The 12769-nt window shown below is 38.7% G+C and carries 10 protein-coding genes; 5 read left to right on the top strand and 5 right to left on the bottom strand.

From position 1 onward, the window contains the following. Window positions 1-6: 6 nt before the first annotated feature. The 4 genes from RM549_RS08270 to RM549_RS08255 all read left to right on the top strand — a co-directional run bounded on the left by RM549_RS08270 (window position 7) and on the right by RM549_RS08255 (window position 7440). Window positions 7-696, top strand: coding sequence for an LOG family protein (locus tag RM549_RS08270; RefSeq protein ID WP_311683646.1), 690 nt, complete (start codon window positions 7-9; stop codon window positions 694-696). A 77-nt stretch (window positions 697-773) separates the two neighbouring features. Continuing rightward, on the top strand, window positions 774-3584 hold the full coding sequence (locus RM549_RS08265; protein ID WP_311683644.1) for a gluzincin family metallopeptidase: 2811 nt from the start codon (window positions 774-776) through the stop codon (window positions 3582-3584). 192 nt (window positions 3585-3776) lie between these two features. Beyond that, a complete protein-coding gene (locus tag RM549_RS08260) occupies window positions 3777-6179 on the top strand; it encodes an alpha-ketoacid dehydrogenase subunit alpha/beta (RefSeq protein WP_311683642.1) in 2403 nt (800 codons plus the stop codon). Between the two features lie 373 nt (window positions 6180-6552). Next, window positions 6553-7440, top strand: coding sequence for an alpha/beta fold hydrolase (locus tag RM549_RS08255; RefSeq protein WP_311683640.1), 888 nt, complete (start codon window positions 6553-6555; stop codon window positions 7438-7440). A 184-nt stretch (window positions 7441-7624) separates the two neighbouring features. Here the strand turns inward: RM549_RS08255 and RM549_RS08250 are convergent, their stop codons facing one another. The 4 genes from RM549_RS08250 to RM549_RS08235 all read right to left on the bottom strand — a co-directional run bounded on the left by RM549_RS08250 (window position 7625) and on the right by RM549_RS08235 (window position 10813). Next, complete coding sequence (locus RM549_RS08250) at window positions 7625-9133, bottom strand: PH domain-containing protein (RefSeq protein ID WP_311683638.1); 1509 nt, start codon at window positions 9131-9133, stop codon at window positions 7625-7627. Then, window positions 9111-9656, bottom strand: a complete 546-nt coding sequence (locus tag RM549_RS08245) for a PH domain-containing protein (RefSeq protein WP_311683636.1) — start codon at window positions 9654-9656, stop codon at window positions 9111-9113. Before RM549_RS08245 ends, RM549_RS08250 begins: the two co-directional genes overlap by 23 nt. Further along, window positions 9644-10483, bottom strand: a complete 840-nt coding sequence (locus RM549_RS08240) for a 1,4-dihydroxy-2-naphthoyl-CoA synthase (protein ID WP_311683634.1) — start codon at window positions 10481-10483, stop codon at window positions 9644-9646. Before RM549_RS08240 ends, RM549_RS08245 begins: the two co-directional genes overlap by 13 nt. A 189-nt stretch (window positions 10484-10672) precedes the next feature. Continuing rightward, complete coding sequence (locus tag RM549_RS08235; RefSeq protein ID WP_311683632.1) at window positions 10673-10813, bottom strand: hypothetical protein; 141 nt, start codon at window positions 10811-10813, stop codon at window positions 10673-10675. Window positions 10814-11231: 418 nt separating this feature from the next. On the opposite strand from RM549_RS08235, the gene RM549_RS08230 reads away from it, so the two are divergent. Beyond that, complete coding sequence (locus tag RM549_RS08230) at window positions 11232-11693, top strand: hypothetical protein (protein ID WP_311683630.1); 462 nt, start codon at window positions 11232-11234, stop codon at window positions 11691-11693. Here RM549_RS08230 and RM549_RS08225 read toward each other — a convergent pair. Next, entirely contained in the window at window positions 11690-12532 is an 843-nt protein-coding gene (locus RM549_RS08225) for a CvfB family protein (RefSeq protein ID WP_311683628.1), read from the bottom strand. The genes RM549_RS08230 and RM549_RS08225 overlap by 4 nt on opposite strands. Window positions 12533-12769 lie beyond the last annotated feature (237 nt).

Raw genomic sequence — 12769 nt, 5'->3', positions numbered from 1 at the left:
TTAAATATGAAAGCAAAGCAAGGCAATAAAGCCTGGAATGAGATAAAGACCAACGACTCCTGGGCGATTTTTAAAATAATGGGAGAGTTTGTTAATGGTTACGAGAAATTAAGTCAAATTGGCCCATGCGTTTCTATTTTCGGTTCGGCACGAACCAAACCCGATCAGAAATATTACAAACTGGCCGAAAGTATTGCTAAAAGAATCGTAGACCATGGATATGGTGTGATTACTGGTGGTGGACCTGGAATAATGGAAGCAGGAAATAAAGGTGCTCACCTAGGCGGAGGAACTTCTGTAGGTTTAAATATTGATCTTCCCTTTGAGCAGCATGACAATCCTTATATAGATAATGATAAGAGCCTGGATTTCGATTACTTTTTCGTGAGAAAAGTAATGTTCGTAAAGTATTCTCAGGGTTTTGTGGTAATGCCAGGTGGCTTTGGAACACTAGATGAGCTGTTTGAAGCCATAACCCTTATCCAAACCCATAAAATTGACAAGTTTCCTATTATTCTTGTTGGAAGAGACTTTTGGAGCGGACTCGTAGAATGGATCCAGACCACCTTATGCGATAGTTTCCAGAATATAAGTGCTGCCGATATTGATCTTGTACAGGTTGTTGATACTGAAGATGAGGTGATTGAAGCCTTGGATAAATTTTATGATGAGTACAATTTGAGTCCTAATTTTTAGTTATTATTTACTAAATGTTGTCATTAAACTTTAACTATATTAGCCCAAATATTCTTATTTAAATATTATATTTTCCTTTGAAGCACTTCCTCTTCCCGATTTTCCTGCTTGCCTGTACATGTGTAAGTTTTGCACAACATTCCATTTCCATTGAAGCTAAACTGGACGCAGAGGTGGATTCCATCTTTTTTGATCAGGTAATTGAATATGAGAATCAGAGCAATGAACCTTTAACAGAGATTTATTTAAATGACTGGATAAATGCTTTTAGCAGTAAAAGCAGCTATTTGGGAAAGAGATTTTCAGAAGAGTTTGTGCGACGCTTTCATTTTGCGGGAGAAGAGGAACGTGGAGGTACAGTAATAAATGCTGTGACCGGTGAGAATAATAATCCTCTACAATGGGAAAGACTATTAGGACGTGTTGATATTATCAGAATACCTCTTTCCGAACCTCTTGCCCCGGGTGAAAAAACAACTATAAACCTGGATTACGCGATTAAAGTACCTCAGGATAAATTTACACGGTACGGCAAAGACGGCCAGGGAAATTATAAATTAAGGTACTGGTACATTACACCTGCTGTTTATAATGACGGCTGGAAAATTTACAGCCATCAAAATCTGGATCTGGATTACACGCCGCCGGCAGATATTGAAATATTACTAAATATACCAAACGCTTATTATGCTGCTTCTGCACTTAATATGCTGAACATTTCCAGTAAAGAAGATAGAAAAATAGTTGAGTTTGTAGGGCAGGACCGGGTGGAAACAAAGCTATATCTAACTAAAACTTATTTATTCGAAAATATCTATGCTCACTCACACGAAATAATCACCAATCTTACAGATGACAATCTTCAAACTGAAATAAAGGAAGTTTTACTTAATCGTATTCTCTCTTTTCTGGAAGAAAGATTGGGATCTTATCCTCACAATCACATTTTTGTAACCCAGGAAGATTATCATAACAGTCCGCTTTATGGGCTCAATCAGTTACCGGGATTTATCCGTCCGTTTCCTGATGGATTCCAGTACGATATTAAGCAATTTAAGACCATCACCAATAATTATTTAAAAAATACCCTCTTATTAGATCCACGAACAGATCAATGGGTGAATGATGCTATTTTAGTTTCCCTAATGATGGACTATGTAGATCATTATTATCCTAAAATGAAACTCATTGGGAATTTGAGTGACATTATTGGTATACGCTGGTTCCATGCCGCCGATCTGGAATTTAATGATCAGTACCAATTTATGTATATGAATTCTGCCCGTTTAAATTTTGATCAGGCACTTACCACCCGTCAGGATTCGTTGGTAAAATTCAACAAAAACATAGCTAATTCATATAAAGCAGGGATCGGATTAAGGTATATCGAGGATTATCTGGGATCTGACGCTGTAAAAGAATCAATAACTGAGTTCTATCGCGCAAACAAACTTCAACCTACTTCTAAGGAAGAGTTCAAGCGGGTTCTTCAGAAGAATGCCGCAAAGGATATTTCGTGGTTTTTTGAGGATTACGTTAATACCAACAAGAAAATTGATTTTTCAATTAAAAAGGTAAAAAAGAAGGACGATTCGCTCGTGGTCACTGTCAGGAACAGACGGAATAATGATATGCCGGTTTCCGTTTACGGAATTAAAGACGGGGAAATAGTATCCAAAACCTGGGTCGAAGAAGTAGAAAAATTGAAGAAAGTAACCATCCCCAGAGAGGGTGCAGAACGCGTCGCTGTAAATTACGAACAGGTAATCCCGGAAATTAACCAGCGAAACAATTATAAAGCTGTTACCACCTTGTTCAATAAACCTATTCAGTTTCGTTTACTGGAGGACGTGGAAGATCCAAGGTACAACCAGCTCTTTTTTATGCCGGAATTTGATTACAATCTCTATGACGGTATTTCTATAGGGCCAAAACTTTATAATGCATCTGTCTTAAACAAGAATTTCAATTTTAAAATCTCACCAAAATATGGATTTAACAGCGAAACCATTGTGGGATCTGCTTCTATTTCTAATGCGCATCAATACGAAAACTCAAAACTATATGCCGTAAAGTATGGATTTAGCGGTACACGTTTTTCTTATGGATATAATTTATTTTACGAGAAATTTACTCCATTCCTAACCTTTGCCTATCGCAGTAATTACCTGCGGAGTAATGAAAGGCAATTTCTTATGATACGAAACATAAATGTAAAACGGGATATCGATCCGGTGGATCCTATCAATCAGCCCAATTACAATGTCTTTAATGTTAACTATTCCTATAATAATCCAAATATTGTAAATTTTTATAAAGGTTCTTTTGATTATCAACTGGCAGAGAAATTCAGTAAAATCTCCCTTAGCCTGGAGTACAGGAAACTCTTTAAAAATAACCGCCAGGTAGACCTTCGTTTTTTCGCAGGGACATTCCTTTATAATGATACTCGTGATCATGACTATTTTAGTTTCGCACTGGATCGTCCTACAGATTATCTTTTTGATTACAATTACTATGGAAGAAGCCAGGGCAGCGGATTATACAGCCAGCAAATAATTCCCGCTGAAGGAGGATTTAAATCACAGTTAGAGCCAGAATTTGCCAACCAGTGGATCACTACCTTCAATGCAAGCACTAACATCTGGAACTGGATATATGTTTATGGGGACGTTGGGCTGGTTAAAAACCAATATGACTCACCGGCATTTCTTTACGATACGGGAATAAGAGCAAGCCTGGTAGCAGATTACTTCGAATTATTTTTTCCTGTTTATTCCAACCTTGGCTGGGAGATAGCGCAACCTTCCTATGATGAAAAAATCCGGTTTATAGTTTCTCTGGATATCAATACCCTGCTGGGTTTATTTAAAAGAAGATGGTATTAATAGGATTACTTTCGGCTTCTTCAGTTAAAGCAATTAAACAATCCTCAGTCTTCAAGCTCATAATTTACTGTTAATTTATCTAATAGCAACAATACGCTTCTTTGAATGCATAATTTTCAATAAAATTGGAAATTAATGAATTGTATACAATCATAGTTTTCATTATATTTGTGAGTATCCAAAAATAAGTTCATGCATAGCGAAACACAAACAAAGGATTCCATTTCATTTGAAGACTTTAAGGCTCAGGTACTGGAAGATTATAAAATTGCCGCTACCAGCCGGGAATGTAGTATTCTGGGAAGACGGGAAGTTTTAACAGGGAAAGCTAAATTCGGAATTTTTGGAGATGGTAAGGAATTACCGCAACTGGCTATGGCCAAAGCTTTTAAAAATGGGGATTTTAGATCTGGGTATTACCGTGATCAAACCTTTATGATGGCTATTAATGAGCTTTCCATTCAGGAATTCTTTGCAGGTCTTTATGCAGATACAGATATAGAAAACGAGCCCATGTCTGCCGGAAGACAAATGGGAGGGCATTTTACAACACACAGTTTAAATAAAGATGGAAGCTGGAAAAATCTAATTCAGCAAAAAAATTCCAGTGCAGATATTTCTCCTACTGCGGGACAAATGCCACGTTTACTTGGCCTTGCCCAGGCATCCAAAATTTACAGACATGTTGAAGGTATTCCTTCAGAAAAATTTTCAGATAATGGGAATGAAGTTGCCTGGGGAACAATTGGTAATGCCAGCACCAGTGAAGGTCACTTTTGGGAGACCATTAATGCCGCAGGCGTTTTACAGGTCCCACTGGTAATGAGTGTATGGGATGATGAATATGGAATTTCTGTTCATGCCCGGCACCAGACCACCAAAGAAAGTATTTCCGAAATTTTAAAAGGTTTTCAACGGGATCAGGAAAACCATGGATACGAGATCCTGGTTGTAAAAGGATGGGATTATGTCGCTCTGGTGGAGGCTTTCGAAAAAGCTTCAAACATTGCAAGAACAGAACACTGCCCTGTATTAATTCATGTTACAGAACTTACCCAGCCACAAGGTCATTCTACTTCAGGATCCCATGAACGGTATAAGACTGAAGATCGCCTTAATTGGGAAAAGGAATACGATTGTAATGTAAAATTCCGGGAGTGGATTATTGAGAACCAGTTTTCTACTGCTGAAGAGTTAGATCAAATTGACAAAAAAATAAAACGCAAGGTTAGAGAAGGTAAAAGAGAAGCATGGTTGAGCGCTCTTGCCCCGGTTCGAAAAGATCATAAAGAACTGGTAAAACTTCTTACCAAAGTTGCGAAAAACAGCCCGAATAAAAAGACTATAACTGAGATTAAAGATAAACTGGCGGCAAATAAAGAATCCATAAAAAAGGATATCATGTCTGCCGCCAGAAGAGTACTCCGCTCTCTTATTGGTGAAGATACCCCTGAAAAGCAGGAATTACTTGAGTGGACAAATAAATTTGCGTTGCAAAGCCAGGAGGAGTATAACAGCTGGCTTTATGAAGAAAACGATTCTAAAACTCAACACGTAGAACCGGAATATGAACCAGGCGCAGCCGAGGTTGATGCGAGGATCATACTACGGGATAATTTTGATGCTATTTTCGGTTCCCGTCCGGAAACTTTAATCTTCGGGGAAGATGCCGGAGAAATTGGAGATGTAAACCAGGGGCTGGAAGGTCTGCAAGCCAAATATGGAGAACTACGCGTTGCAGATGTTGGAATACGCGAAGCAACAATTTTAGGACAGGGTATAGGAATGGCTTTGAGAGGATTAAGGCCAATAGCCGAAATCCAATATTTGGATTATGTGATGTATGCACTTCAAACCATGAGTGATGACCTTTCAACCCTTGTTTACCGAACCAAAGGAAAACAAAGAGCACCACTTATAGTAAGAACAAGAGGTCACCGTTTGGAAGGAATCTGGCATAGCGGCTCTCAGTTGGGAGGTTTGGTGCACCTGCTTCGCGGCATGTACATTCTGGTTCCCCGCAATATGACAAAAGCAGCAGGTTTTTACAATACTTTGCTGGATATAAATACCCCGGCATTGGTAATAGAATGTTTGAACGGTTATCGTCTCAAAGAGAAATTACCTAGTAATCTCGGAAAATTAAAAACACCTATTGGAGTAACAGAAACCGTTAGAAAAGGGAAAGATCTTACCATTGTCTCTTATGGCTCCACCCTAAGAATAGTTGAACAAACTGCTCAGGAATTGCAGGAAACAGGTATAGATGTAGAAATTATAGATGTACAGTCGCTTCTTCCTTTTGATCTGGATCATAATATTGTCAAAAGCGTAGAAAAGACAAACAGACTACTGGTTATAGACGAAGATGTACCGGGCGGCGCTTCAGCATATATTATGCAGAAAATTCTCGAAGAACAGGATGCGTACAGGTTCCTGGACAGCAAACCGCAAACACTTACAGCCAAAGAACATCGTCCAGCTTACGCTACAGATGGTGATTATTTTTCAAAGCCATCTTCTGATGATATTTTCGAGAAAGTCTACGGAATTATGCATGAAGTAAACCCGAAGAAGTTCCCGAAATTAAGATAAAATACTAAAGAACTAAATTATTACAAGCCACGAATCATATAGTTTTCTATGTATTTCGTGGCTTTTTATATTTATTCAGTTAAATACTTATTCTGAAGAAAAATCTTGCGCTAATATTGGGAATCCTTTACGCTGAAGTTTTCAGTAGGTCAATAATTGCCATTTTTAAGCCTCTCCTTTTAAACTGAATTCTGCTTCTGCGGAATAAAATTTCAGGACAGGAAATTCCCTTTTTTGGGAAAACCCTTTGAAGATCAAAATAAAAAATTAACCCGGAATTATAATTCTGTATTTGAATCCCGCTAATAAGTGTTGTAATTTTAAGAGGAACGTCTGTGGGTTTCCCAGTCCGCTTCATTCTTAAAACCGAACCATGTCTGAAAGCACAAACAGTAAAATCGAAAATGTGATTCATAATCACGAGCAGTCTGGAAAATACTTTGAAGTAGACGGACAAAAAACCTTTGCTCTGGATTACGGAAAAGGTGAAGTTGTTTTGTGTATCCATGGTGTTCCCACTTCCTCTTTTCTATACCGAAAAGTGCTGCGTTCCCTTGCAAATAAAGGCTACAGGGGAATTTCTATAGATCTTCCCGGACTCGGACTCTCCTCCCGTCCTGAAAATTTCGAATATACCTTTTCTAAATTTGCTGAATTTCTTACCAAAGCGATTAAAGCTTTGGATATACAGAAATTTCACCTGGTCGTGCACGATATCGGCGGGCCCATTGGATTTGCCCTTGCTGCCAGGCAGCTTGAAAACGTCCTTTCACTCACAATTTTAAATACCTGGGTAGATGTAGTTAACTTCAAAAAACCGCTGCCTATGCGTCCTTTCGAGAAGAAAATTTTAGGTGAAGCACAATTAAAAATGATGACCCGTGACACCTGGCCCATCATGTTCTCACAACTCGGAGTTTCAAACACCGATAATATACCTTCAGAAGAAATAAAAGCTTACGTAGATCTGCTAAAAAGGGAAGACAACGGAAAAGCATTTTTAAAAATAATGCGGCAATTTCCAGACTCTCCTGAATTCCGTGATATCTGTTTACAGGCTGTTCAGGGTACGCCCTACCCTCTCCAGGCGATCTGGGGAGAAGAAGATCCGGGGCTAACCTACGAGCGATATGGCAAAGAAATTCAAAAGTTTGCAGATCTGAAGGAAATGATCCTTCTCCCTTCAAAACATTTCCTTCAGGAAGAAATCTGGGAACAAATCGCAACTAAAATAGACGAATTAGCTAAAACAGCGTATTAGAAGTCTCTACAGAAAAAGTCTCTGAGAGACTTTTCTGCTCACTGCACATTGCTCACTTCTCACGACTTTCAGAAGATGCTATTAAAGTGGCAATTTTCGATCTTGAACTTTTAAAAACTCTTTCTTCTTACAGCGCAGCGGTCTTTTCTCTTGGTTCTTGTTTCCTTAAACTCTTCACTCACATTCACATCCACGCCTTCCGCGAAGTTTCAATCCTGAATAACGTGTAATTCATATAACTCAGGATTTCTTCATCCACCGCTCTAAAGCTAATATCGCCTCCTGCAGTATGAAAACTGACATTTACAAGGCCTCTCCTTCTGTACCAGATTGGTCTTTTAATGCTAACTGACTGTAACTTATAAATTTCAGCGGTTTGTTCCACAAGGTTCCAGACTCCGTAGGATTTAATGATAAAATCTTCAGTAATAGTCAGTTTCAAAGATTTATACATCCTGAAATTGTAAAAAATCATACAAAAAAGATAAATAACAGCGAAAACGAGCCATTCTGAAACACTCACCTCCTCAACAGAAAAAGGAATTATATAACTAATAACTAACGGAATAAGCCCAAAATTAACCCTCCTGAAAAAATCAACAATATCGGGTTTAAAAACTGCTCGTTGCTCTTCCTCCCGTTTACCGTACAAAAAAGATTTTATTCTTTTCGCAGATTCCTCCTCAAGACCGGGAATACTTATTTTACTCTTGGAATTTTTCTCCCGACTGCCAGCCAGGGTAATTTTCGTCTCATAAATATTCAGCCATTTTTGCAAAGGATTGGTGATAATACTTACAATCTGTACCCGCCGTGGCTGCAAAGAAACTTTGGTATTTGTTCTAAGGCCCATTTCCAGGTGCAAACGTTCTGAAGTCTGTACCAACTTCAAATTATAGTATTTAATAAATACTTCAGCGACTGTGATAAACACGCTTAAAAGCAGTACCAGAATGCTCAGAATTACAAAAAGAAAAAAGGATTCCAGTGGCAACGGAATATTACCTGCTTCTTCCAAAAAATCCTCTTCTCTTTCAAAAAATAACCGGCTAAATTCATTATAAAGTGTACTTAAAAAGGCAATTATCAATCCAAAACCACGAAGAAAATTGGAACTGATTCCTATTTTTAGTAGCCTTCCAATACTTAATCTATAGGTCCATTCCGTATTGTCAACTTTGGGAATATCTTCTGAATCTGCCGCACCAGTATTATTTTGCTGCTCTTCCTTTTTTGACAGGAGAATAACCGAAAGTTCTTCAGCCTTCTCCTTTTCTATTGCATGAATCTTTATTTCTTTTTGATCACTTCCCGCCGTATCTATCACCAGGCTATAAACGCCAATTATCCTTTCAAGGATTCCTCTTTCGAAATTTACCTGCTGAATTTTATCAAAAAGAATTGCAATGTAGTCTGTGGAAAACACGCCTTTGGTCAGCACAAATTCATCCTTCTCATAATCTATATGAAATCTGAAGTTTCTGTAACTAATATAGCTGTGAACAATAGCCAGAGCCACTACGATTGTGGGAATTATTGCATATAATACTGAAAATGGAGTGGATTGCTGAATTATAAAATAAAGCACCACCGCCCAAAACATGCGGAAAATTTTATACAGCGTTCCTGCGAAAATAATTATTATACCAGTCACCGACTGCCGTTGCGGACTACTGAATGGTTGCGTCTCCATCTTCTGAAATCTTAATTACCAGCGCCTCCTTTAAAGTCTGTGCCAGTTCTGGTTCCAGGCCGGGGATACTAATATCACTGCCACTTCCCCCTGCTGTAAAAATGCTTAGGGTAGAAATTCCCAGCATCTTGTCCAGTACACCTCTTGAGATGGAAACATGCTGTATCCGATTAAAAGAAATCACAGTGGTATTGGTAATCAAAAAACCTTTTCTGTAAATTATATCTCTTTCCCGAATGGCATAGCCATAAATTTTCTGAATTTTCCACGCATTAAAATAAAGAAAAGAGAAGAGCAAAAAACCAGCTGCCGCAACGATTGTGATCAGAAATCTTTCTTCTGTATAGAAGAACATATAGCCACAAAGAAGCAGGAAAGCCAAAAACCAGACACTAATCTGAATCAGGTTTTTAATCAGAAGTTTTTTAGAAATACCGTTAAGGCCTACCTCCTGATAGCGCGGCAACGTATCTATGGCTATAGGCTTGTTCTCAAATGAACTTTCCGCTTCTACGGAAGCCATTTTTTCTCAAAATTTGGTTTCCGTTTTTCCAGAAAAGCATTTCTTCCTTCCTTGGCTTCATCTGTCATATAAGCAAGTCTGGTCGCTTCTCCGGCAAAAACCTGCTGCCCAACCATTCCGTCGTCGGTAAGGTTCATTGCAAATTTCAGCATTTTTATGGAAGTTGGTGACTTTGCGAGGATTTCCTGCGCCCATTCATAAGCCGTATCTTCCAGTTCATCATGCGGAATAACAGCATTCACCATTCCCATTTCAAAAGCTTCTTGTGCAGAATAACTTCTTCCGAGGAAAAAGATTTCCCGCGCCTTCTTCTGCCCTACCATTTTCGCCAGGTATGCAGAACCATAACCGCCGTCAAAACTGGTAACATCTGCATCGGTTTGTTTAAAAATCGCATGTTCTTTACTGGCTAGCGTAAGGTCGCAAACCACGTGCAGACTATGCCCGCCACCTACTGCCCAGCCGGGAACAACAGCAATTACAGCCTTTGGCATAAACCGAATAAGACGCTGTACCTCAAGGATATTTAACCTGTGCATACCGTCTTCTCCCACATAGCCCTGGTGCCCCCGGGCTTTTTGATCGCCACCGCTACAAAAGGAATAAACACCATCCTTTGTTGAAGGCCCTTCAGCAGAAAGCAATACTACTCCAATAGAAGTATCTTCCTGTGCATCATAAAAAGCATCGTAAAGCTCGCTGGTAGTTTTTGGGCGGAAAGCATTACGCACATTTGGGCGGTTAAAAGCAATCCGTGCCACGCCATCACTTTTCCTATAGGTTATATCTTCGTATTCTTTAGCTGTTTTCCATTCAGTTTTAGCCATCGTTGTCTATTTTGAAGTAAAAATAAAGTTTTAAACCCACATCAGAAAGAAGAAACCATGAAGAGGTTGAGCTTTCTGTTTTAAATTGAAATATTGAAGCTAAAGATCGATAATTGCCATTTTTGAGTTACCTCTTTAACGGATAGAAATAATTCTGTTTCAGTCCAGCCACTAATTCACGAATAATTTCTAAACCAATTGTGCTTCTGTGGTCGATAATTGCCATTTTAAGTCATCGGCTTTAAAATCTGGTACTTCGGAATTATGGAAGCTCCTTCCAAATTCAAATTCGTATGTTCGTGGCAAAAACTGAAAGTCGATAATTGGCATTTTTCTGCATCGACTTATAATATTCACTTCGATTGACCTCTTGATAGTTGTCACGTCGAGCGCAGTCGAGACGCTTTCATTAATCATTTACTGTTCGAACTGATATAGAAAGCTCGTTTTAAAACCAACCACTAATTCACGAATAATTTCTAAACCAATTGTGCTTCTGTGGTCGATAATTGCCATTTTGTAGCACCGGCTTTAAAAGTTCAGGATTTTCATAATGCTGATGTAGCATTCGTGTATTTGTGGCAACAGCAGACAAACAACAGACAACAAACTCTAAACCAATTTTAAGTTCCTCTCCCCAGCACCAGAATAACAAAAATGAGCATCAGGTTATCAAACTTTTTATTACTATTTTAGCCAATATCTTTAGTTTAGCATCGTTTTTGATATTTTACTGAAAATAGAACTAATGAAAATTCGTTTCCTGTTATTCTTTGTTTTTTCTATGAGCATTTACACTTCTAATGCTCAGGAATACTGGGATCCTGAAGATTTCGAAATCGGAAACCGCGAGATTCAGTCTGCTTTAATGGAAGTGGGATTTATTTGGGTTCAGGAAAAGCAATTCAATTTACCCAGCGGAGAATATTTAAATAAAGATCCTTTTGAGAAAAAAACTGTGGATTTAAGAGCTGTGCTTGCGCAACAGAAAAATCAAAAGCCAAGAACAGTAGAAATTGACCTTCGTTTACCACAAAGGGAGAAAAAAGCAGTAGAAATTAGTGGCGGACAAAATGATTTCTCCCGAAACCAGAATTTTTCTCAAAATCCTTTCTACCCCTACTCCAATACATTTGGTCGTTCAGATTACCTGAGATACGGAAATCCCTCTAATCCGCATTACAACAATTTTCGCAGAATTTACTTCTAGTCCTGGTCGTTCAGAAGATAAATTCCGTCATCTTTAATTTCAATACGTCGCTGCTTATACAAAGTTCCGGCCGCTCTTTTAAAACTTTTCTTGCTCATTTCCAGCATTCGCTGTATTTCCTTGGGATCGGACTTATCGGTGACCGGTAAATAGCCATTATTTCGCTCCAATTCATCAAGAATAAGCTGCGCATTAGGTTCTATACTGCGATAACCGGGACGTTGTAGCGTAATATCAATTTTGCCATCGGGGCGTGTCTTCTTCACAAACCCCTTCATACGATCCCCAATATTTACCTGCTGAAAAATGTCATCTTTATAGATCAGCCCAAGGTGAATTTCATTTACAATCACGTTGTAACCCAGATCAGTTTTATTACTAATAATAAGATCTACCTCTTCAAAAGGTTCAACGGTCAATTCTGAATTATCCAGAAAAGCATGCACCTTGCTGGACGCCACTAAACGGTCGGTTTCAAGATCGAGGTAGCAAAACACCAAATATCGGCTTCCTATAGTCATAGGATAAACCTGTTCCTTAAAGGGTACAAAAAGATGTTTTTCCAGTCCCCAATCTAAAAATGCACCAAAGTCTGTCACCTCAACACATTTCAACATGGCAAATTCATCGAGTTTTATAAGCGGATTTAAAGTAGTCGCCACAGGTCGCTCCTCATGATCCAGGTAAACAAATACCCTGATTTCATCTTCAAGTTCAAATTGCTCCGGAATATATTTATTCGGAAGCAACACATCATTTCCGTCATCATCCCGCAGGAATAATCCCGGTTCTGTTTCCCTGTCTATCGTAAGGACGTGATATTCGCCAATTCTAAGCATATTTCTAATTTATTTCGCAAAGGTAGGATATATTTTTGCACTGGGCGAAAAAGCTGAAAGTGATTGAAAAGAAGCTAAAGAGTTAAAAAGTCAAAAAGCTAAAATGAGGGGTATCATCTGCGAAAATCTGCGGGAGTTCTTTTGAGAGAGATACTCAATATTCGTGGATTCGTGGCAGAACTACAGGTCGATAATTGGCATTTTTTGAGCTCCTCTTTGTCTCCTATGTGAACAACT

It is taken from the genome of Autumnicola patrickiae, from assembly GCF_031846525.1.
GTDB classification, from domain to species: Bacteria; Bacteroidota; Bacteroidia; order Flavobacteriales; family Flavobacteriaceae; genus Autumnicola; species Autumnicola patrickiae.
The sequence above is the reverse complement of the archived record's forward strand: the minus strand, read 5'-3'. Positions and strand labels throughout refer to the sequence as shown.

What these genes read in the sequence shown, in the direction of transcription:
- RM549_RS08270 (WP_311683646.1), top strand. Translation starts at nt 7, where the DNA reads ATGAAAGCAAAGCAAGGCAATAAAGCCTGGAATGAGATAAAGACCAAC.
- RM549_RS08260 (WP_311683642.1), top strand. Translation starts at nt 3,777, where the DNA reads ATGCATAGCGAAACACAAACAAAGGATTCCATTTCATTTGAAGACTTT.
- RM549_RS08255 (WP_311683640.1), top strand. Translation starts at nt 6,553, where the DNA reads ATGTCTGAAAGCACAAACAGTAAAATCGAAAATGTGATTCATAATCAC.
- RM549_RS08250 (WP_311683638.1), bottom strand. Translation starts at nt 9,133, where the DNA reads ATGGAGACGCAACCATTCAGTAGTCCGCAACGGCAGTCGGTGACTGGT.
- RM549_RS08245 (WP_311683636.1), bottom strand. Translation starts at nt 9,656, where the DNA reads ATGGCTTCCGTAGAAGCGGAAAGTTCATTTGAGAACAAGCCTATAGCC.
- RM549_RS08240 (WP_311683634.1), bottom strand. Translation starts at nt 10,483, where the DNA reads ATGGCTAAAACTGAATGGAAAACAGCTAAAGAATACGAAGATATAACC.
- RM549_RS08235 (WP_311683632.1), bottom strand. Translation starts at nt 10,813, where the DNA reads ATGCCAATTATCGACTTTCAGTTTTTGCCACGAACATACGAATTTGAA.
- RM549_RS08230 (WP_311683630.1), top strand. Translation starts at nt 11,232, where the DNA reads ATGAAAATTCGTTTCCTGTTATTCTTTGTTTTTTCTATGAGCATTTAC.
- RM549_RS08225 (WP_311683628.1), bottom strand. Translation starts at nt 12,532, where the DNA reads ATGCTTAGAATTGGCGAATATCACGTCCTTACGATAGACAGGGAAACA.